The following is a 21,373-nucleotide window of genomic DNA, read 5'->3' as shown; positions in this document are numbered from 1 at the left end:
CGGCAGGCATTCTCCGTGCATAAGTGGAGCCGATGGTTTGCAGACAGTTCCTCCTCTTTCTTCTTTGCCTGCCCGCACTCAGTTCCTGTGTGGCCGTGGGTTTTCAGCGTGTGTCGAAAAATCCGCCTCCCGTGCGGTCTGCGGCTTTTGCCACTGAGCTGGCGCAGGTGGCCCAAACTCCCTGGACGGAAGGAAACGCCATCCAGACACTGGAAAATGGTGGAAACTACTACCCGGCCATGCTGAAGGCGATGCGGGAGGCGCGCAAGACCATCACGTTTGAGTCCTACGTCTGTGTGGACAGCGAACCGACGCGCAAGTTTACCCAGATGTTTGTCGACCGCGCCCGTGATGGGGTGCGCGTTCATGTTATTCTGGATGCCTTTGGCTGCTCCAAGTACGGCGAGGCGAATCTACAGGCCATGAGGGAGGCCGGGGTCGAGCTGCATCTTTACCGTCCCATGAATGTGCTGCTGCCCTGGCGGTTCATCCACCGCACGCACCGCCGGGTTTTGGTGGCGGATGGCAAGGTGGGCTACATGGGCGGCGCGGGCTGGGCCTATTGCTGGGACAGCCATGCGGAAAATGTGCATCGCTGGCGCGACACGCAGTATGAGCTGCGCGGGCCTGTGGTGGCGCAGCTTCAGGACAACTTCAATGACAACTGGGAAGAGATGACCAGGAAACGGCTGGCCGGCCCCGACTATTATCCGCCGCTGGCTGCCGCCGGGAAGCTGAAGGCGCAGATGGCGCTGGGTTCCCCTGAGAAGCTGGGGGACACCCTGGGCAGCACCTACCTGCTGGCTTTTCGGGCTGCGCAGAAATCCATCGTCATCGCCCATGCCTATTTCATCCCGAATGCACCGCTGATGGAGGCCCTGCTGGATGCGCGCAAACGTGGTGTGCAGGTGCAGATTGTCATCCCAGGCAAGCACATCGACTTCCCGGCTTCACGTTCGGTCAATACCCGCTACCTGCGCACGCTGCTGGCAGCCGGGGCGGAACTGCATGAGTTCCAGCCCACGATGACGCATGGCAAGCTGGTCATTGTGGATGGCCACCTGAGCATTGCTGGCTCCACGAACCTGGATCAACGGTCTTTTTTCATCAATGATGAGAACAATCTGAACGTGTTGGATGACGGCTTCAGCGCGCGCCAGAGGGAGATGGTCGGGCGCGACCTGCGCCGCAGCAAAAGGCTGGAGCGCAAGGACCTCAACCTGCCCCTGAGCCGCCGCCTGCAGGGGGCTTTCTGCCGCCTCTTCGAGTATCAGATGTGAGGTTTCCCTGCGGCTACTCCATCAGGGTCTTGGCTTTTTCGATCTGTTCCGTGCTGCCGATGAGGAGCACGGAATCACCGATGCGGACTTCTTCAGAGATGCCCGGGTTGATGAGGTTTTCGCCATTGCGCTCGATGCCGACAATGCTCGCACCGGTGAGGGTGCGGAGTTGCAGTTCGGAGATGACCTTGCCCGCTGCAGCCGAGGTGGGGGAGATCGTCAGTGACAGCAGTTCGGCATGGCGGAGCAGGGAGGGCAGGGGGTGGGACTCCGGTGCATGATGCGGGAGCGGCGCCTCATTCAGCGTTTCATAAAGAGCAAACTGGGCCTTGGTATGCACCCGCACGAAAGTCCGCCAGAGGAGGAAGGTCAAAACCACCAGCACCAAGGCGAGAACAATGAGGAGATTTCGCGAGGGCAGGATGGCTGAACTGAGCAGGAGAATGATGAGGAAGAGGCCCGCACAGCCGGCGATAAAAACGATGTTGGAGATAATGCTCCGCAACGGCACGGTGTTTTCCCTGGCAGCATCACTGGTGACGCTCATTTCGCTGACGAGCATGCCAAAGGCCTGCCACTTGCGGACGATGGCGATGAGCATGGGCAGGCTCAGGATCATGGCTCCCAGCCAAAGCATGCCCTTGATCCCATTGTAGCCGCCAGGAGCATCGGGCCAGGCTTTCTCCACATGCTCTTTCATGAAGGCGGCCGTGATGAAGACGCCGGCGATGAGAATGACATTGAGCAGGATCTGCCAGCCCCATTTGCGCAGAAACATGGAGGGAGATTTTTTCCCATTGCCGCTGCCCAGCTTGCCCACCCAAGTGGTGTAGGCATCCAGAACGTTCATGACCCCGCTGGGCATGGCGCGAGTCATGCCATTGACCACACTGTCAGAGCTGCGGATGAGGTAGGGGGTGGAAAGGGTGGTGAGGGCTGAAACGGCCACCGTGATGGGGTAGAGGAAATCGCTGGTGACTTTTAGCGTCAGACCCAGTGCTGCGATGATGAAGGAAAATTCACCGATCTGCGACAGGCCCATGCCCACCCGCATGGAGGTCTTCATGTCATTGCCTGCCACGAAGGTGCCCAGGCCGCAGGAGAGCACCTTGCCCACGATGACGACGACCGTGATGATGAGAATGGCCACCCAATGAATCATGAGCACTTTGGGATCAATGAGCAGGCCGATGGACACAAAAAACACGGCGCTGAACAGGTCACGCACCGGATGCATGAGCGTCTCAATGTGCGCAATGTGCCGGGCTTCGGCAATGATGGCACCAATGAGGAAGGCCCCCAGTGCCACGCTGTAGCCCAGCTTGACGGCCAGGAGTGACACGCCAAAACAAAGACCGACCACCGTCACCAGCAGCATCTCGTTGCTCTTAAACTTGGCCACCCAGTTCAGCAGCCGCGGCACCAGGATGAGGCCCAAAATCAGAAGCACACCCAAGAATGTCGAGAGCTTGCCAAGGGTGAGGGCAATATCCCCCATGCCCAGGGAGCCAGTGGAAGCAAAGCCGGAGAGCATCGCGATCATCAGGATGGCGAGGATGTCTTCCACAATGAGGGTGCCGAAGATCATCTGGGCAAAGCGCTCCTTGGTTTTGCCGATCTCTTCCAGGGCCTTGATGATGATGGTGGTGGAGGAGATGGAAAGGATGGCCCCGAGGAACACGCTGTCCATGGTGCTCCAGCCAAAGGCCTGCCCCAGGTGGTATCCCGCCCAGATCATCAGCACGATCTCCGCCGAGGCGGCGATGAGGGCTGTGGCACCGACCTTGGTGAGCTTCTTCAGGTTGAACTCAAGGCCCAGGGAAAACATCAGAAAGATAACCCCCAGTTCAGACAGGGTTTCGATGGTGTGCTTGTCTTCAATCAGGGCATACGGCGGTGTATGCGGACCGATGATGACCCCGGCAAGAATGTAGCCCAGAACTACGGGCTGCTTCATCTGGCGGAACAGGATGGTGACCACCGCCGCGATGATCATGATGACGGACAGGTCCTGGAGAAAGGTGATGTGATGCATGGAGTTTAGCTCAATGGGGAAAAGGGTTCACTCGTCGCCGGCACACCAGGCAACCGGACGAACTTTCTTACCTGCACACTGATGGAGGAGGGGTCAACCCTGGATGTCCTTTAGTCGGCCTTTTAGGCTTTCCCAGCCTCATCCTGCCGGAGTTTGAGGCTTGCTTCGCTGAGTGATTGCAGAGTCAGGATGAGGCGATCCAGACGGGCTGGTGTGTAACCTGAAAGGCTCTCCTTCTGAATCTGCAGAGCGGCGTGGGCCACGGATTCGCGGGCTGCATGGGCCATGGCTTCAGAAGCCTGGCCCGAGCCCAGGCCTTCATCGAGAAACTCCGCGAGGAAGTGTGGTTGAAAGGCGCGGTAAATGCGGCAGCCGAAGTGGAAGAGCTCTTCCCGCAGCACCATGAACCGTGAATCATGATTGGTTAGGCGAATGACGTCTTCCACGGCATCGCTGGCTTCCAAAATCCATTCATCCGCCAGGGCTGGATCCACGCAGGGGGCTTCCAGTAAATGGGCGAGGGCACGGCACAGGGCATGGCGGGCCTTGATGCCGATCTCAGTCGCTGTGGCATTGGTTTTTTCAGCAATGGAGCAGTGGCGCAGGGCACGGCGGGCCGAGGCGGCTGCGAGGAGCCACTCGGGCGAAGGTTGCCTCAGCAAAGCATTGGCGCGGTTCATCCAGGCGGCGGCCTGCACTTGCTGGTAGTCAGGCCGGGGATTGTCCTCATGACCTTGCATGACCTGGAGGGCGGTATCAAAATGGCGCAATGCCAGTTGCTGCGAAGGCCCATCGTCAATGGTCTGCAGGGTGATGCCCCGATTCATCCAGGCCAGGCTCAGCCGCCAGCGGAAGAGGGGTTCGGTCTCCAGCGGAAGTTGATGCAGGTGAGCGATGGCGATGTCGTAGCTGCGCAGGGCCTCTTTGATACGTGCTGAGCCGCCGAGCTTTGTCAGGGCATCGGCTCGATTCATCCAGCCTGCGGTCAGTCCCCACCGGTAAAGGGGATTTTGTTCCAGAGGCATTTCCTGCCGAAGCGCGATGGCCTGCTCAAAACAGGCCTGCGCTTCCATGAGGGAATCTCGATCTCCTCGCTCCAGCAGGGCGATGCCGTGCAAGGTCCATTGGCTGGCCTCGGCGTGGGCGGAATCGTGTGGAGATGATCGGGTGTCGGGCATGCTCAGAAAAAAGAAATATTGTGAGAACGGGTCGCAATAGCTGCTTGACGACCTTTGATCAATCGCCATTGTCGCTAACGTATCTCAATTTCACCCGTCACCATGTCGAATCTGGCCTACCTCGGATCTGCCTCGATGAGTCTGCCCACCCAGGCTGGACCGAAGGTGCAGGCCCGGCCGGCAGGGGGCTGGCAAATACGACGGCAGGAGGAAAGCCTGAGCGGCCTTTCCTGGCTGGTGGCGATCTCGGGTCTGTTTTTGGTGATTGGCGTCTCGGGCCTGCTGCGGTTCCAGGAATTTGAACCCATCACTTTCTCTGGTCGTGCTGGTCTGGGCGCTGTGGAGAGTGAGTCCACGGACGTCTCCATGGCCGAGCTTCTGGCGGATACGGAAACGCTGCAAGAAAACCCGACCGAAACTCCGGTGGAAGAGACGCTGGAAGTGCCTGTGCCTGTCGAGGTGCCTCTCGAAATGCAGGAGGTTCCGGAATTGACGGAAGCCTTGGTGCCTGAAGATGTGTTTACCATCCCTGCGGCGCCGAAGATCGAGGTGGCCTTGAAGCCTGTGGATCCTGCGGCACCCAAGCCCAAACCCAAACCTATGGCGGCAAAACCCCGTAGCAGCCGCGCCGCCAGCACGGTGACTACTACCGGCGGGACCGAAGGCAGCGGCGGCGGCGGTGGTGGCAGCGGCCGCACGGGATCCGGCGCAGGCAAAGGCAAAGTGCCCACTCCGCCCTATCCTTCAGGGGCACGTTCCCGCAAGGTCAGCGGCACGCTCACCTTCAGCCTGAAAGTCAGCCCCGCTGGAAAGGTGGAATACGCCGCCGTGGTTTCCAGCAATTGCATCAATGGCGGCTTCACCGCTTCCGAGCAGAGCCAGATCGCTTCCTACATCTGCCGAAACTGGTTTCTTCCGGGCCGGATGGGCACTCTCAGTCTGCCAGTCCGCTTCCAGCTCCGGTAAAGGTGAGCTGACGGACGCGCTACACTTTTTGGTCGTCTCCTGACATTGCTCGGGACGTTTCTTTTTCCCTTCAAATCAATGCATCAACTCCCCCTCGCCAACGCAGTTATCGAATTCATTCATGATGGCGGCCCCATCATGTATCCTATCCTGGTCGTGGGCATCTTTGCTGTCGGCGTGTTGGTGGAGCGCATCTTTTGGTGGATCCGTTTCAGTGCGCAGCGCAACAGCCGCCAGCTTGAACAGGTGTATGCCACTCTGGAAGCTGGTGATCTTGACAAGGCCATCGCTCTGTCCGCGAAAACCAGTGATCCTGTGGTGCGTATGGTGCACCACGGACTGAAACATCAGCACAGTTCCATGCAGGGGGCCCTGGAAGTGGCGGCAGGTCACGAGCTGCAGGCAGCAGGCCGCTTTCTTGGGGCGATGGATACGGTGGTGACCCTTGGGCCGCTGCTAGGTCTTCTGGGCACGGTGACGGGCATCATGGGCTCGTTTTCCTCCATCGGAGATTCGGAACTGGCCGTGGAAAAAGTCACCGGCGGCATTGGGGAAGCGCTCATCGCCACCGCAGCAGGTCTGGGCATCGCCATCGCCACGCTGGTGCCGATGAACTACTTCCACAGCCGTCTGGCCAAGCTGCAGTTCGAGCTTGAGGCGGCCGCCAACAATGTGCTCATCCTGGCAGCCCAGCATGGTTTTGATCAGGTGATGAAAAAGCCCTGATGCCATCTCAGGATGACAGACCGGATTGTCCGCTCGGAGCGGCTCCATCTGCCCTCCAACTCCCTTTCGCCCATTCGTGAAAATCCACTCTCCCATTGCTCATAAAAAGACGCGCTTGGAGATCATCCCGTTGATCGACGTGATGTTCTTCCTGCTGGCCTCTTTCATGATGGTGAGCCTGACGATGACCAAGCAGAAGTCCATCAAGGTGAAACTGCCCATGGCCGCCGCCACTCAGTCTGACCTCAAGCCTGACACGATCAATCTAGGCGTGAACCCGAAAGGAGACGTGTTCCTGGACACCACCCAAATATCCCTACCCGACCTGGAAACTCGGTTGAAAGAGCGTTTCGCCAAGGACCCAGCGACGCCTGTCTACATCAGTGGTGACGCAGATACCCGCCATGCTGATATGGTCAAGGCCCTGGATGCTGTGCGCCGTGCCGGATTCAGCCAAGTGGCCTTCAATGTCAAACCTATGGAAGCGGCCCCGGCCGCTTCTTCTCCTGCGAAATGAAGGCCTTTCTTTATTACATCCTGGCGTTCATCGTCTTTGGTCTCTGCGGCATCTGTGTGGACCAGTGGCGGCGCGAGTTCAAGCTGAACCGGCGTATCGAGGAACTGACCGCCATGCTCGTGGCTGAGAACAAACTGCGCATTGAGTTTGAAGATAAGGCCTTTCGTTTTGAAAAGGAAATCGCCCGCATCAGCCATCTCCGTGGAGAGACTGAGGCTGCCCTGCTGGACGCTACCGAAAAAATCATGCTGATGACCGAAGACCAATCGGCACGGGGCTACAGCATCGCCCTCTGGATGAACGAAGCGACGCTGGTGAAAAGCGAACTCGCGGCCTACAAGCAGCTCGCTGGCAAGGGCAGCGATGCCATCAAGGACCGCAACACGGAAGTGAGCGCGCAGAATGAGGCCATCGAAAAAGCCAATGCCAGCCTGAGGCAACTCGTCAGTGAACGGGATGAGCTCATCGGCAAGCTGAATGCCAGGACCCAGGAGTTCAATGAGCTGGTGGACAAGTATAACAAGCTGGCCAAAGAGCGCTCCTAGCCTTTTCTCTTTGAGCGTCAGAGGGCTTTGATAGCCAGGCGCTGAAGGCGAAAGAGCTCTCCTTCGGCAGGCATGGTCTTGGGGCGCACTTGCAGGCGGTAGATGCCTGGCTGGTCCACTTTGACGGTTCCGACCACAAAGCCCTTGTAGTCGGTTTTGCTGCCGGTGTTCACCGCGGTGGTGAGCAGCGTCTGCCCGGCCAGGAGGACTTCATAGCTGCCCAGCTGATCGCTGTCGTGCGCCTGATAGATGGCGATTTCGTAGGTCCCATTGGTGGGTAGTTCCACGAGCCAGGACGCCCAGTCATCGCTTTGGTTCCAATTGATCAGAGCATTCTGGTCGAGAGCCAGGGTGCCATCAGGCCGGTAGTCGGCCTTTTCTGCAGGCAGAGATGTCGCGGCATCGCCGGGGGCGACGGGCACCACGCGGCTGAGGCGGGCGCGGAATGTCTGGCCCAGCTCGCGGGCTTCACGGGTCAGCTCACGGTCGGTCTCATCCTGGAAGGTTTCGAAAAAACTGGCTGTGCCTGGTGCGATGAGGCGGCTAAAAACATTGAGCACATAGCTTTTTTCGTCACTGCCATTGGCATTGGAATACAGGCTTTGGGCATGCAGGAAGAGGCTTTGCTGGGAGCTGGGGCCCGGTTTGCTCACCAGTTCCCGAGCAGCTAGCAGCAGGAAGACCCGGCAGGTGAGGTCGGTTTCCTGAGGAAAGCGGGAAGTGATGGCCTGCAGGGGCTCATGGGTGGGATATTTTGACAGCACGGTGATGGCTGCGAGACGGACGTCCTGGGCAGGATCCGCAATGGCCTCATTGACCAGTTCCACCACGCCCTCGCCTCCGACGCGGGTCAGCACATTGAACAGCATGACCCGTGACTTTCCTTTGGAGCTGCCCCGATAGGCCTTGAGGAGCTGGGTGGTGGCCAGGGCGCGGTCATCCGCTCCTTCTACTGCGGCGACCAGATTTTTTTCGATCATTTCTTCATCGCTACCCTGGCTGCGCAGCGCCAGTTCCAGGAGTTTCGGCAGCTCTGTGGCGGAGGTGATCCGGCCGAGGGCGCCCCAGGCGGCCTGACGTACCTCGCGGCGGCTGTCTTCTGCCAGGGGCAGGACAATGGGAAAAGCCCCGGCGCTTCGGCGACGGCCAACGACCTCCACCATGCGCGCGGTGGCGGAGTGACCGCCCATATTTCCCAGCCGATCAAGAATGAGCTCGTCAATGTAGCTGCCGCCTGTCAGGCGGGTCAGCGTCTGCGCGGCCTGATCACGGGTGGCGTTGGCCTCCACGTTGTCGAGAAGCAGCTTGGTATCCAGATCAGAGCCCTGAGGATGTTCGCTGGCTGCGAGTTGGGCAAATCGTTGCTCGCGTTCTTCACGACCCGCAAATTTGAAATAGCTGATGATGGCAAACTGAAGGGCGATGATGCCGACAAAGGCGGCGATGATGACGTGTAGGCCCAGTTTCCTGCGGGGCCGAGATTTGCCGTGACCGGGGATGGGCGGGCGTTTGGTGGTGGGGGCGTCGATGGCCATGTGCGCCGGTGCGGGCTGAGGAGGGAGCCGCAGGGCGGGCGGCTCTTCCTCGGCGAAATCCACAGCGGAGATCTGCTGAGTCACTTCTGGGCCAGCCTGGGAGACGGGGGCTTCTTCCTCGGCATCGGGTGCCATGATCTCCGGACTTTCTTCCGGGGCGGCCAGTAGTGCGGCTTCTTCCTCCTCTTCTTCTGCTACGCTCAGCGCAGCAGGCATCTCTTCTTCCTCAAGGATCATGACGGCGGAGACTTCCGGCTCAATGGCGCTGGCCGTGTGGATTTGGAGGTTACCGGCAATCTTGCGAAAGCTAGCGAGCGCTTGGGCTGCGCTGGCCGGGCGGCCCGCTGGCTGTACGCAAATGAGTTGCTCAACCCAGGCGCAGAGTTCGTCGCTGAGGTCAGGGCGCAATTCTGCCAGAGGTGCTTTGGGCGGATAGAGGTGGGCGGTGATGACCTGGATTTTTTCTTCGCCAGGGAAGGGGAGCTGACCTGAGAGGGCCTGGTAATAAATGCAGCCCAAAGCATAGAGATCGGTACGCACGTCCACACGCCCACTGCCAAATTGCTCGGGAGCCATGTAGTGGACGGACCCCTGCATGGAGTCCTGTGAGGCACCTTCTGGAGGCAGCATCTGGGAGAGACCAAAGTCGATGAGCCTGATCTCAAAATGACCGTCCCGGTTCCAGGGGAGCATGATGTTCTCTGGCTTGAGGTCACGGTGAATCAGGCCCGCGTCATGTGCAGCGCTGATGGCCTCTAGGGTTTGTGTCACCAGGGCTTTAAAGCTGGGGATGTGCAGGGGGCCATGGATCAACCGATGATCGAGCGTCTCGCCTTTGATCAACTCTATCACCAGATAGGCACCTTCGTCATCACTGCCATATTCGAGGACGGTCACAATGCCGGGATGACGTAGGGCATACAGGGCGCGGGCCTCGCGGAGGAGGGAGTCCTTGTTTGCCGTATTCGTGTGCAGTCGTTTGATGGCCACGTCCCGATTTTGGGATTTGTCCCAGGCCTGCAAGATGCTGCCGGTGCCGCCTGAGGCGAGCGTGGAAATGATTTGATAACGGTCGTTCATGATCGGGAACAAACTGACTGCCGCGAAGGAATGGAACATCCAACCCGGACTGCAAGGCGGACGACTATAACGAAGCCAAACGGGCAAATTATGCTCCGTGAAGCAGGCGACGGGTCATTCATCTTTCAGCATGACCACGTCATGGGGAAGCGCCATGGCACGCACCAGGGTGCTGGAGGGCGGGCGAATCTCTCTGGGGTTGGTCTCGCAGACTTTGATCTCCGGGCCATTCGGAATCTGCAGGGCATACTGGACGGAGGAGCCGAGGTAGGTCGTGTCAGCAATGTGGCCGGGGAATTGATTGGGAGAATCTAGCAGGTGGCCGAAGGTCAGTGCCTCAGGCCGGATGGATAGAACGACCTTTTCACCATGGCGTGGCTGCCAGCCGAGCTCACTGGGGCGGGCCCGCAGGGTGCTAAAGGCGGTCTTAACCTCATAAAGACCTTCGCCTGCCGTGGCCTGCACCAGGCCTGGAATGAAGTTGGTTTCTCCAATGAACTCAGCGACTATCCGTGAGGCAGGGTTCCGGTAAACCTCCTCCGGGCTGCCCACCTGTGCCAGACGACCCCCATCCATGATGGCCACCCTATCCGCCATGCTGAGGGCCTCGTCGCGGTCATGGGTGACGTAGATGCCTGTGAGGCCAAATTCTTTGCAGATGCGGCGGATCTCCGAACGCATCTCATGGCGCAGCTTGGCATCCAGATTGGAAAGGGGCTCATCCAGCAGCAGGCAACGCGGGCGGATGACGAGCGCACGGGCCAGGGCCACGCGCTGCTGTTGCCCGCCGGAGAGCTGGGCGATGCGGCGTGTGCCCAGGCCTCCGAGTTTGACTAAGTCCAGGGCCTCGGCCACCCGTTGCTCGATTTCCGGGCGCGGGCGTTTGCGCTCCTCCAGGCCAAAGGCCACGTTCTGGGCCACGTTGAGATGCGGCCACAGCGCATAGCTCTGAAACATCATGCCGGTGCCGCGTTTGTGCGCAGGCAGCCGGGTGACATCCTCTTCCCCGAAGAAGATCTGGCCGCTGTTCGGCTGATAAAAGCCGGCGATGTGCCTGAGCAGCGTGGTTTTGCCGCAGCCGCTGGGACCGAGGAGGAAAAACAGCTCCCCCTGGCCGATCTCCACATTCACCCGGTCCAGAACGGTCTGTGCGCCGAAGTGTTTGGTGAGATCGCGAATGGAGATTTGGACCATGCGGGCATTGTTGTATGTCACATCACGAGGAGTGGCAAGCCATGGAAACGGCTTTCCTTCAACTCACCTTCGTCTGCCTGCCTGCGCCTTAACGAAAATAGCGCTCCTGGAAGTCTTTCCGGGTTTTGATCACCGGGGCCTCTCCCACTCCATCCACATCGCCACTTTCAGCAGCGGCTGCACGGCGCTCGCGGGCCTGCATCTCTGCCCGTGGGAAGCTGATGCAGGAGGCAAGCACGGAGGAGGCGATGAGGAGCAGGAAGAGGCTGCGCATAATGTCCGGATGGGAATTAGGTTTCGAAATACGTGTAGCCGCGTAGACCGGCATCGTAGGCCCCCATGATCTCACGGCGCTCCGTGGCGGTGATACGTTTGGAGACAACGGCGCTTTCGGCTAGATTGCGGAAACGAGTGGCCAGGTCCTTCGGATCGTACTCCACGTAGCTGAGCACTTCGGAGACGCTGTCACCTTCCTGCTCGCGGCGATACTTGAGCTTGCCGTTTTCGATGCTGACGCTCACCACGTTGGTGTCGCCTAACAAATTGTGCAAATCACCCAGGGTTTCCTGGTAGGCACCGACGAGGAAGATACCCAGCATGTAGTCCTCACCTTTTTCAAAGTCGGGATCGTGCAGGGGCAGGCTGCCGCAGATCTCGCCACCGTGGGCGAATTTATCAATCTTGCCGTCGCTGTCGCAGGTGATGTCGGAAAGCACGGCGTTGCGGGTCGGCTTTTCCTTCAGGCGATGGATCGGCATGACCGGGAAGATCTGGTCAATGGCCCACAAGTCAGGCAGGCTCTGGAAGACGCTGAAGTTACCGTAATAGTAATCCGTCATCACGGTGCTCATGCGCTCCATCTGGCTGCCGTCATGGCCTACGGATTCCAGTTTGCCGGAAATCCAGGTCATGATGGACCAGTACATTTCTTCGCCCTGGGAGCGCTCGCGAAGGCCGACTTTGCCGTAGTTGAATTCGGTGCGCAGCTTGTCGCGGTAATAGACGGCGTCGTTGTAGATCTCCTGCACGCGGTCGCGGGTGAGCTTGGAGGCATCCTTGCCGAATTCTTCGCGCAGTTCGGCGAGGTTGTGGAGAAGCTGAGGAGAATCCTTGTGCAGCTCGATCTTGCCACGGCCTGGCTCAAAGCGGTTCACATCCAGGATGTTGATCACCAGGACGGAATAGTAGGCGACAACGGCGCGGCCAGATTCCGTGATGATGTCCGGATGCGGCACGCCAGCTTCAGCAGTGACTTCGGTGATGGCCTCGATGACGTCGGCGCAGTATTCCTTGGTGCCGTAGTTGCTGGAGGCTGAGGTCGCGCCCTTGAAGCCGTCATAGCTGATGGCGAGGCCGCCGCCCAGATCCAGAATGCCCATGCGGGCACCTTCTTTGACGAGGCCGCAATAGACGCGAGTGGCTTCGGTCACCGCTTGGCGGATCGCGCGAATGTTCGGGATCTGCGAGCCCTGGTGATAATGCAGCATGCGCAGGCAGTCGAGCATGCCCTGATCACGAAGGTGATCCACCACGCCCATGAGCTGGCTGATGTTCAGGCCGAAGACGCTGGCGTCGCCGCCTGAGCCGCTCCAGTAACCGGCGCTCTCTGCGCTGAGGCGGAAACGCACGCCGAGGGTCGGGCGCACGCCCATCTTCTTCGAGCGTTCCAGAATCAGGGCCAACTCGCTGGGCATTTCGAGCACCAGGATGACCTGCAGGCCCATTTTTTGGGCATTCAGGGCAAGGTCAATGAACTCTTCATCCTTGTAGCCGTTGCAAACGATGTAGGCCTCAGGGTCGTGCATGTAGGCCAGGGCTGCGATGAGTTCCGGCTTGCTGCCGGCTTCGAGACCGTAATGATACTTGCGACCGTAGCGGGTGATCTCTTCGATGACTTCCTGCTGCTGGTTCACCTTGATCGGATAGACGCCTCGATACAGGCCCTGGTACTTGGCCTCCTTGATGGCGGAGTGGAAACCTTCATTAAGTTCGTCAATGCGCCAGCGCAGCAGATCGCCAAAGCGGATCAGCACCGGAAGCTGGGTGCCGCGTTCGCGCAGGCCTTTGACGATTTCAGACAAGGAAACCGGCTTCGGTTTCTTGCCATCCTTCAGGTTAACGACGACTTCGCCTTTGGGAGAGACATCGAAGTAACCATGACCCCATTCACGAATGCCGTAAAGGTCGGCGCTGTCGTTGATGGTCCAAGGGGCGGTTTTAGGGGGTCGGCGTTCCATGTAAGTCTGAGCGCGCGATTATGGGGGCAATCTGGCGGATGAAAAGTGAAACTCTTGGGGGAAAGGGAATCCTTTCTGCCTTCGGAAGGTGCAGACACTGTCTAAAAGCAAGTCTGTAGAAATGAAAACGGGTGGGAAATGCGGCCTCGAAGGCTACGATTTCCCACCCTTTGGAGCTGTATTTAAGCGGCTAAACTTACTCCGCCTGGCGCATGTAGGCTACGATGTCGGCCACGTCCTGGGCGGTGAGGCCGAGCTGGGTGCCGCTGAGCATGAGGGAGCGGTCCATTTTCTTTTTGCTGGCGATGCGGCTTTTCGGCACAAACTGCGTCTGGCCGCCCATGCTGCGGACGATGAGCACATCGCCTTCGGTCAGGACCATGCCGTGAATTTTGATGCCGTCCTTGGTGACGATCTCCACACCATCAAAGCCGTGGGCGATGTCCTTGCTCGGCTCCAAAATGGCCTGGGCGATGATGTCGGTAGGCTGGCTGAGGCCCCATCCCTGCAAGCTGGGACCGAATTCGACGCCCTGATTGTTGATCTGGTGGCACATGACGCAGCGGACGACGAGGGAGGAGCCGTTTTTGGCATCGCCCTTGAGTTTCGTCACATCTTCCAATTTCACGAGGCTGGGGGTTGCCGGTGGGATCTCGATGGTGACGAGTTTGGCGGCTTCAGGATCGAAGATGCCCTGGGCCTTGAGTTCGCCTGCGATGTTGTAGTCTTTCCAGTCGTTGGTGCTGCGGTTGATCAGCCACCACATGGCGTCGCCATGGATGGGGGACTCTTTGTCCTTGGCCACGGCCAGCATGGCCTGGGCGGCACTGGCATCCTGGGTGAAGGCGAGGGTGTCGAGGGCGAGCTTGCGCTGCTGTGGGCTGAGCTTGGCTGAAACGGCTCGGGCCTTCACGGACTCAACGGCGGCCGCGGGGTGCAGGCGCCAGGTGGCCTGGGCAAAGGCATCTGTCCACTCTTCGGCAGGGGTGCCATTGCTAGCTTTTTTCAGCGCGGCCCAGACTTCGTCTTCCTTGCCTGTGCAGCCGATGCCCCAGGCTTCGAGGTAGGAGCGGTCCTTGCCACTGTAGCGTTTGGCCAGTTCCACCAGGATGTTGCCGCTTTGGGCGACGGGCACATCGCGCATGGCGACGGCGACTTCGCGGCGGACGGCAGCGGAGCCATCGGCAGACATGCTGTTGAAGAGATCCATCAGATCTCCACCGGCGGCACGCAGGGCACGGAGAGCAACGAGGCGCTTGTTTTCATCGTCGGATTCCAGCCAGGGGCGAATGCGCAGACTGGCTTTTTCACCCATCTGGGCCAGGAGCCAGATGGCACGGGCTGCGAGGTAGGGATCCTTGTCTTCAGCCAGGGTAGCAACGGCAGCCACGGCATTGTCTCCCTGTTCCTTGAGCTTCACAAAACCCGTATGGCGGACGTTGTTGGCCGGGGACTTCAGCGCGGCGATCTGGCCTTCGGTGGTGTCGAAGCTGATCTTCGCGGTCTGGGGCTTGGTGCCTTTCGGGGCGATGCGGTAAATGGTGCCGCTGCAGGTTTCGTCCGTGTCCTGGTGGCCACCAGTGCGTTTGTCGAACCAGTCACTGACATAGATGGCACCGTCTGCACCGACGCATACATCGCTGGGGCGGAAGAGGGTGTGGCTTTCGTCGGACAGGTTTTTGCCACCACCGACGAAGTCGCTGCCTTTGAAGACACCGGTCGTGTTGGAGGTGCAGAAGTCAAAACGCTCCAGCTTGAAGCCTGCGCCATCGGGTTTGGGCAGGTAGCCAAAGACCACGTTGCGGCCAGTCTCGCAGCTCAGCAGCAGGCCCTTCCATTTGTCGCCTAAGGCACCGTTTTCATAAAAGCACATGCCGGTGGGGGCACCGCCGCCATAGACATCGCCAGCAGGGATGCTGCCGGGATCATCCTGCCGCCATTCGGCCACGGGGATGGTCTGGCCGGGGCGTTTGTCGGCACGCCACTGGCGCTTGCCATCGGGGGAGAAGAAACCAAAGCTGCCGCCTTCGATGAGGTGGCTGACGCGGCAGGCCGGTGGATCGTCGTTATCATTCAGGAACATATCCCCGAAGGAGTTACGCACGCCTTCGTAGCTGTTGCGGTAGTTGTAACCCATGATGCGGGCATTGTGGCCGCTGGGGTCGATGCTGGCGGTAAAGCCACCGGCATACACGTGCCCGTCGTCGCTCTTTTGGCCGACATAGGGGTTGTTCAGGTAACCGCTGCCGATGCGGAAGGTGTTGCCGCTTTTGTCGCTGAATTGGGCACCGCAGTTGCCATGGCTAAAGTACCAGCGGCCGTCTGGCCCGGCATAAACTGAGTGCAGGCTGTGATCATGCTGAGCTTGCTCAAAGCCACTCAGGAGGACTTCCCGCTTGTCCACTGCGGGATCAAATTTTAGGTCCCGGTTCACGTCGGTATAGACGATCATGTTCGGGGTGTTGGAGACGACGATGACGTTGTCAAACACGGCCACGCCCAGGGGGCACTCCAGCTCCTTCTCACGCACAAAGACGTGGGATTCATCGGCCTTGCCATCGCCATCGGTGTCTTGCAGCACACGGATGGCATCCCCCTCACGGCTGCGGCCACTGTGGCGGCGGTAGTTCACGCCTTCAGCCACCCAGATGCGGCCCGCGTGGTCCACATCCATGTTGGCCGGATTGAAAAGCATGGGGGAGGTGGCCCAGACGGTGATCTCCAGGCCCTCGGGCACCTTGAACATGCTGGTATCCAGGTGCTGTGGGGTCACCTTGGAGGGATCAAATGCAGGTGTGTCAGCACTCGGGGTGAAGGCCGGTTTGGCCGCGACGAATTCCTTTTCTTTCTTGGCAGGCTTGTCGGGCTTGGCTGCAAAGACGCTCACCGTCAATCCGGCGAGGAGGGCAAGGGCAGTGGATGGTCGGAGCATGGGGGCGTAAGGAACGGGAAAAAGAATCCGCATCTTACGCAGAGTGATACCTTCGTGACCAGCCGGGAGTTTTTCACAAATCGAAGAAAGTTATACACAGCTTGCTGTGATTGCATTGCCCCCTCCTTTCTCCATGGTTGCGGGGACATGGCAGAATCCGTTTCCAACCTTGTCCAGGCCGCCGCAGCTCCAGGAGAAATCCCTGACAAAGCTGCCGCCAAACCGCAGGCCAATCCCTTTGGCCGCAAGCGCAATGAGATCCCGACGGCCGAGGAATTGCTGGCGAACATCAACCGTGCGCTGCCCTTCAGTGACGAGGCCGAAAAAGGGGTCATCTCCAGCCTGTTGCAGGACCCGAACGAGCGGCTGAGCGAAAGCCGGGTGACTTTGCCTGCGGCGGCTTTTTATCACGAAGCGAACCGCACCGTGTATGAAATGCTCCTGTCATTCTATGACAAGAACCTGCCGGTGGATCCGGTGATGGTGACGAATGCCCTGCGTGACCAGGGGCTGCTGGATCGCGTGGGCGGTCCGGCGATGATCACGGAGCTGTTCAGCTTTGTGCCGGTGCCCTCACACTACAGCTACTACAAAAAGATCGTCCAGGACAAGCACGTGCTGCGCCAGATGATCCATGCCTGCTCCCTCAATATCGAAGCTTCTTATGAGCATGGGAAAAGTGACCTGGAGGCGGATATCAACACCCTCATTGACCACAGCGAGCAGCGGGTGCTGGCCGTGCGTGAGGCCACCAATGGCAAGAGCGACGGGGTGAAGTCCTTGTCCGCCCACGTGGCGGAGGCGATTGATTCCATCCAGTACATGCTGGAGCATCCGGGCCAGTTACGCGGCCTTTCCACTGGCTACAGCAAGCTGGACCAAATGAGCAGCGGCCTGCAAGGCGGTGAAATGTTCGTCATCGCGGCCCGTCCTTCCATGGGCAAGACCTCCCTGGCCATGAACTTGGTGGAGCACGTGGCGGTGGACTGTGACAAGGCCTGCGCGGTCTTCAGTCTCGAAATGAGCGCGACCATGCTGGTGCGACGTCTGCTGGTCTCCCGTGCGCAGCTTTCCATGCAGGATCTTTCCCGCGGCCTGATGTCGCGTGCGCAAATGGAGGCCCTGACCAAGGCGACCCGTGAACTGCAAAAGGCGAACATCCTCATCGATGACACTCCGGGTCTGGACGTGCTGGAGATGCGTGCGAAAGCGCGGCGCATGAAGAAGCAGCACGACATCCAGATGATCATGATCGACTACCTTCAGCTCATGACTTCCAGCAGCCGCCGTGCGCAGGACAACCGTCAGATCGAAATTGCCGAAATTTCCGCCGGGATCAAAGGCATCGCCAAAGAGCTGAACGTGCCTGTCATCGTGCTGGCCCAGCTCAACCGTGCGGTGGAGTCCCGCAAAGGGCAGCGTCCGGTGCTTTCAGACCTTCGTGAGTCGGGCTCCATCGAGCAGGACGCCGACATGGTGGGCCTGCTGAGCCGTGAAGACTATGCCGGCGGCAAGATGGAGGTGGGCACCGAAGAGGAGGAGGAACGGAAGAAAGGCCAGGCTGTGCTGATCCTGGCCAAAAACCGTAACGGCCCCACCGACGACGTGCCCCTGCGATTCATCGACTACGCGATGCGCTTCGTGGAACGCTTCCCTGAAGAGGGCGAGGCGGAGTCACCGTAAAGGTGTGGCAAAGCCGGATTTCCGGATCGCGAAACACGGACACAAAAAAACGGCCCTTCATCGCTGAAGGGCCGTGACATTAAACAGAAGCAGTTAGGCCAGTTTGATGGCCTCGGTCTTCTCCATGGCAGCCGTCAGGCCAGCCCAGCCTTCGGTGCGCTGGAGCTGAAACATGTGCAGATAGAGGGCTGCTTGCTGAGGCGGATACAGGGCGAGGAGGGCATCAATCCCGGCCTGGGCCTTGTCTTCGGAGATCTCTTCTGGCAGTTCATCCACCTGGCCTTTGCCATCGTGCTGGATGCCGACGGCATCGAGGAAGGTGATGAGCATGGCACCCTGGGACTTCAGCAGCCAGATCTGGAGGATCTGCTCGGCCACCGGGTCATTGGTCTTCATGTAGAGCTGGCTCAGCAGCCACTCGGCCTGCTGGGCGCGGGATTTTTCCAGGATGAACTGGGGGCGCAGCTTGCGGGCCTGGGCCAGGGACTGGATGACGGCGCGGTAGGCCGGGCGCTCGTCGGATTGCAGGTAGGTCAGAATCTGCTGGCGGAGTTCGGGTCCGATGGCCTGGAGGATTTGTTGGGCTTTCATTCGCCTGAGTTCAAATAAGGGGTTGGAATTGGGCGTGGTTGCTACCATGCAGCCGGGAGGGAGGCAACAGGCAATGTCACCCCCTGGGTCACGCGGTTTTTTGTGCCCTCAGCTTCCGGGCCACAAAAAAAGGCGCATAGAGCACGCTGTAAAACACGGCGCAGAGCAGCACGAGGCTGCCGATGTACCAGGGCCAGGGGCCCAGCACATTCATCAGGCTGGCCTGGGCAGGCTTTTCACAGAGGAAGGCAAAGTTGGCCTTGGTGACGGTGTTTACCAGCCCCACCACCAGTGCGTAGAGCAGCGTCAGCCCGACCATGCGGGGCACGCTGCCCTCCCGTGGTGGGCAGCCCAAGGAGGTCACCACATGCAGTGCCGCCACCACCACGCCCCCGTGCAGAACGAAAAAAGCATAGAAGCGGAAGGCTGGGTAGTCCTGATCCAGATTGGGCGTGATGAGCCCCTGCAATGTCCCGGCCAGACCGAAGAAATAGACAATTTCCGCAGCGAGCCGGTTGCGCGTCAGCAGGGCGATGCCACCGCTGATGCCCGCTACATCGCACAAATGCAGGGGCAGGCTGTTGCCCCACTCCGACGTGCCCTGCAGCCAGTGATTCAGGGCCACAAGCGGCCAGTGAGTCAGCAGTACCAGGGCGAGTGCCCGCTCTGCCCACACGGCCACTTCCGGCTTTAAACGACGCAGCCCTGTCAGCAGCAGCAGCAACCCGAGACAGATGCCCAAAACAGCCAGATGACTGGGGCCAAAAGCATGAAAATCAGAGGTGGGCATGCGTAGAGGTGAAGAGGTGTGACCAGGGTGTAAACCACAGTTTGGGGTTCGTCGAGGCCATCATCGCCGCAGGCAGGCTGTTGCGAGAATGAAGCCGCTGGTTAAGGAGGCTTGCTGCCTGCGTGGAGTGTAGGAATAGACAAAAATTGCAATCGCCATCCATCTGAACTCCTAGATAACATCGTCGCTTCAACAGGTGGAACAGTCTGTCCACCTTCATCCCCGTTCTCCCATGGCCTCACGTTCCAAGCCCGCCAGCAGTTCCTTCCTGTTGCTTTTTGGTCTGCCATTCATTCTGGGCGGGCTGGGGGTGGGGATCTTTTATTGGGGCATGTTGTGGGACTGGTATCAGGCCCGGGCCTGGGTGGAGGTGCCTTGCGTTCTGGAGAGCAGCACTTTGCGGGATCACATGGAGCGACGCAGTTCGGGCTCCAGCCGTGACACGCTGATGAATGAGGCGCAGGCCACCTACCGCTACACTTACCTGAACCGCCAATACAAAGGGGACAAGGTTTCCCTGAGCCTGGGTGCGGACAACTTTGGCGACTACCAGGAGCGGATCTCGAATGTGTTGATGGAGGCGCGAAACAATGGCGGAGCTTTCCGCTGCTATGTGAGTGTGGTTCGGCCTGAGGAGTCGGTGCTGTTCCGGGAGGCCCGCTGGACACTGCTGCTGTTCACCAGTCTTTTCCCGCTGCTGTTTCCTCTTGTCGGGGCGAGCTTTTTCTGGGCTGGGCTGAAGGGCCGATTGCTGCGTGGGAAAGTGCATGCCATCCAGAGCCGGTATCCGGACGAACCCTGGCGATGGAAGCCCGAGTGGGCGGGCGACTGGATCCAGCCGAAGAACCGCCCGATGCCGTGGGTGTGGACGGCGGTCACAGGCTGGATGCTGCTGGTCTGGGGGCCGATGCTCCATGTCCTGATGGTGGACAGTGATATGACACGGGCCAATCCCGTGAGCTTGCTAGGCCTGCTGCCAGCGCTGCCTCTAGGCGTGTGCAGCCTGCTGACTCTGCGTGCCTGGTGGCGGCATAGGCGGCCTGCGCCGCAGGTGCATGTGCGACCGATGCCAGTCGTCACGGGCGGACCGCTGAAAGCCGAGGTGGCCCTGCCCATGGCCGGAAGTCGGCTGCAGGGAAACCTGGAAGCGAGGCTGAGCTGCTTCAAAGAATGGACGGAGACGGACTCTGAGAACAGCACCATCACACGCCGGGAGGAGCGCTGGACCACGGTGCAATCGGTGCCGCTGGCTGCGGCCATACGGGAGGACCGAGGTCACCGTCTGAAGGTCGTTTTTGACATTCCTGCATCCCTCCCAGCGGAAGATCAGCAGCGTATCGGTTCGGCGGAGTTTGATTTTCTTTCCTGGGTGTGGGAGCTGGAGCTGCATGGTGGCGGGCTGAAACAAAAATGGTGCTACGACATGCCGGTGTATGCCCCCCACCAGCCGCTGGCCTGGGAGTCCCCGGAGGCGCAAGAGGCCGCCCAAGCGCAGAAAGAAACCGAAGCCGCCCAGGACGCGGCCTTTAAAATCTGGCAGATGCAAAATCTGGATGCCGATGAACTGCAAATGCACCTGATCCGCAGGCACATCGAATTCACCTTCGAAAGCCAGAGCCAGAGGCCCGTCAGTTTTGATCTACCGTTACGCCGATTTTCCAAACCCCGCCCGCTGCTGGTTTTTTTCACGCTCATCTGGGTGAGCATGTCTGTCGGCATGGCGCGGTCGGATCTGCCCTTCATTGTCCCCTTTTTGTTTGGCAGCACCTCGCTGCTGCTGCTGTGGTTGCTCACCGGACTTTTTAAATCCCGCACGCTGCACCTGGATGATCAGGGGCTGAAAGCAGGCTGGAAAGTGGGTCCTTACGGCAAGACGCTGCGTGTTCACCGGGAGGAGATCGTGCGGTTCCGCGTGTCGAATGCGGGCATGCGCATGAATGGTGATCATTACAATGCCGTGTATTTGCAGCGGCAAGGAGGGGATAAAATCGTCATTTTGGACGGACTTCCGGGAAAAAGGGTGGCGGAGAGTCTGGTGCTGCTGCTGGAACAGTGGCGCAAGCAGGCTTGATCCGGGTGCGGGT

16 protein-coding genes are annotated in these 21,373 nt (G+C 59.6%); 7 read left to right on the top strand and 9 right to left on the bottom strand.

Features of this window, described 5'->3' with window-relative positions; genetic code table 11:
• The first annotated feature begins 32 nt into the window (after positions 1-32).
• Positions 33-1,280, top strand: a complete 1,248-nt coding sequence (locus ABEB25_RS20370) for a phospholipase D-like domain-containing protein (protein WP_345738285.1) — start codon at positions 33-35, stop codon at positions 1,278-1,280.
• A 13-nt stretch (positions 1,281-1,293) separates the two neighbouring features.
• Here ABEB25_RS20370 and ABEB25_RS20365 read toward each other — a convergent pair whose 3' ends face one another.
• Together ABEB25_RS20365 and ABEB25_RS20360 are read right to left on the bottom strand one after the other, a co-directional pair.
• Entirely contained in the window at positions 1,294-3,315 is a 2,022-nt protein-coding gene (locus ABEB25_RS20365; protein WP_345738284.1) for a monovalent cation:proton antiporter family protein, read from the bottom strand.
• A gap of 122 nt (positions 3,316-3,437) precedes the next feature.
• Entirely contained in the window at positions 3,438-4,493 is a 1,056-nt protein-coding gene (locus ABEB25_RS20360) for a hypothetical protein (RefSeq protein ID WP_345738283.1), read from the bottom strand.
• 102 nt (positions 4,494-4,595) lie between these two features.
• Between ABEB25_RS20360 and ABEB25_RS20355 the strand changes: the two genes are divergently transcribed.
• The 4 genes from ABEB25_RS20355 to ABEB25_RS20340 all read left to right on the top strand — a co-directional run bounded on the left by ABEB25_RS20355 (position 4,596) and on the right by ABEB25_RS20340 (position 7,247).
• Positions 4,596-5,459: an energy transducer TonB gene (locus ABEB25_RS20355; protein ID WP_345738282.1), complete on the top strand. Its 864-nt coding sequence runs from the start codon at positions 4,596-4,598 to the stop codon at positions 5,457-5,459.
• A 78-nt stretch (positions 5,460-5,537) separates the two neighbouring features.
• Positions 5,538-6,185: a MotA/TolQ/ExbB proton channel family protein gene (locus ABEB25_RS20350; RefSeq protein ID WP_345738281.1), complete on the top strand. Its 648-nt coding sequence runs from the start codon at positions 5,538-5,540 to the stop codon at positions 6,183-6,185.
• Positions 6,186-6,261: 76 nt separating this feature from the next.
• Positions 6,262-6,702 (top strand): ExbD/TolR family protein, encoded by a 441-nt coding sequence (locus ABEB25_RS20345; protein WP_345738280.1) that lies wholly within the window; start codon positions 6,262-6,264, stop codon positions 6,700-6,702.
• On the top strand, positions 6,699-7,247 hold the full coding sequence (locus ABEB25_RS20340; protein WP_345738279.1) for a hypothetical protein: 549 nt from the start codon (positions 6,699-6,701) through the stop codon (positions 7,245-7,247). Before ABEB25_RS20345 ends, ABEB25_RS20340 begins: the two co-directional genes overlap by 4 nt.
• A 17-nt stretch (positions 7,248-7,264) precedes the next feature.
• On the opposite strand, the gene ABEB25_RS20335 is transcribed toward ABEB25_RS20340, so the two are convergent.
• The 5 genes from ABEB25_RS20335 to ABEB25_RS20315 form a co-directional block, all read right to left on the bottom strand.
• Entirely contained in the window at positions 7,265-9,862 is a 2,598-nt protein-coding gene (locus tag ABEB25_RS20335; protein ID WP_345738278.1) for a protein kinase domain-containing protein, read from the bottom strand.
• 114 nt (positions 9,863-9,976) lie between these two features.
• Complete coding sequence (locus ABEB25_RS20330) at positions 9,977-11,056, bottom strand: ABC transporter ATP-binding protein (RefSeq protein WP_345738277.1); 1,080 nt, start codon at positions 11,054-11,056, stop codon at positions 9,977-9,979.
• Positions 11,057-11,144: 88 nt separating this feature from the next.
• On the bottom strand, positions 11,145-11,330 hold the full coding sequence (locus ABEB25_RS20325; RefSeq protein ID WP_345738276.1) for a hypothetical protein: 186 nt from the start codon (positions 11,328-11,330) through the stop codon (positions 11,145-11,147).
• 16 nt (positions 11,331-11,346) lie between these two features.
• The gene (gene speA, locus ABEB25_RS20320; protein ID WP_345738275.1) at positions 11,347-13,293 is read right to left on the bottom strand and encodes a biosynthetic arginine decarboxylase; all 1,947 of its coding nucleotides are present in this window, start codon (positions 13,291-13,293) and stop codon (positions 11,347-11,349) included.
• Between the two features lie 196 nt (positions 13,294-13,489).
• Entirely contained in the window at positions 13,490-16,225 is a 2,736-nt protein-coding gene (locus ABEB25_RS20315) for a PVC-type heme-binding CxxCH protein (RefSeq protein WP_345738274.1), read from the bottom strand.
• A gap of 147 nt (positions 16,226-16,372) precedes the next feature.
• Between ABEB25_RS20315 and dnaB the strand changes: the two genes are divergently transcribed.
• The gene (gene dnaB, locus ABEB25_RS20310) at positions 16,373-17,908 is read left to right on the top strand and encodes a replicative DNA helicase (protein ID WP_345738273.1); all 1,536 of its coding nucleotides are present in this window, start codon (positions 16,373-16,375) and stop codon (positions 17,906-17,908) included.
• 93 nt (positions 17,909-18,001) lie between these two features.
• Here the strand turns inward: dnaB and ABEB25_RS20305 are convergent, their stop codons facing one another.
• Both ABEB25_RS20305 and ABEB25_RS20300 read right to left on the bottom strand, forming a co-directional pair.
• Complete coding sequence (locus tag ABEB25_RS20305) at positions 18,002-18,499, bottom strand: hypothetical protein (RefSeq protein ID WP_345738272.1); 498 nt, start codon at positions 18,497-18,499, stop codon at positions 18,002-18,004.
• A gap of 88 nt (positions 18,500-18,587) precedes the next feature.
• Entirely contained in the window at positions 18,588-19,289 is a 702-nt protein-coding gene (locus ABEB25_RS20300) for a YwaF family protein (RefSeq protein WP_345738271.1), read from the bottom strand.
• A gap of 232 nt (positions 19,290-19,521) precedes the next feature.
• On the opposite strand from ABEB25_RS20300, the gene ABEB25_RS20295 reads away from it, so the two are divergent.
• Positions 19,522-21,360, top strand: coding sequence for a DUF3592 domain-containing protein (locus ABEB25_RS20295; RefSeq protein ID WP_345738270.1), 1,839 nt, complete (start codon positions 19,522-19,524; stop codon positions 21,358-21,360).
• Positions 21,361-21,373: the final 13 nt, after the last annotated feature.

The organism is Prosthecobacter algae (assembly GCF_039542385.1).
Lineage (GTDB): Bacteria > Verrucomicrobiota > Verrucomicrobiia > Verrucomicrobiales > Verrucomicrobiaceae > Prosthecobacter > Prosthecobacter algae.
Note: the sequence above shows the minus strand (reverse complement) of the source record. Positions and strands in the feature narration are given on the sequence as shown.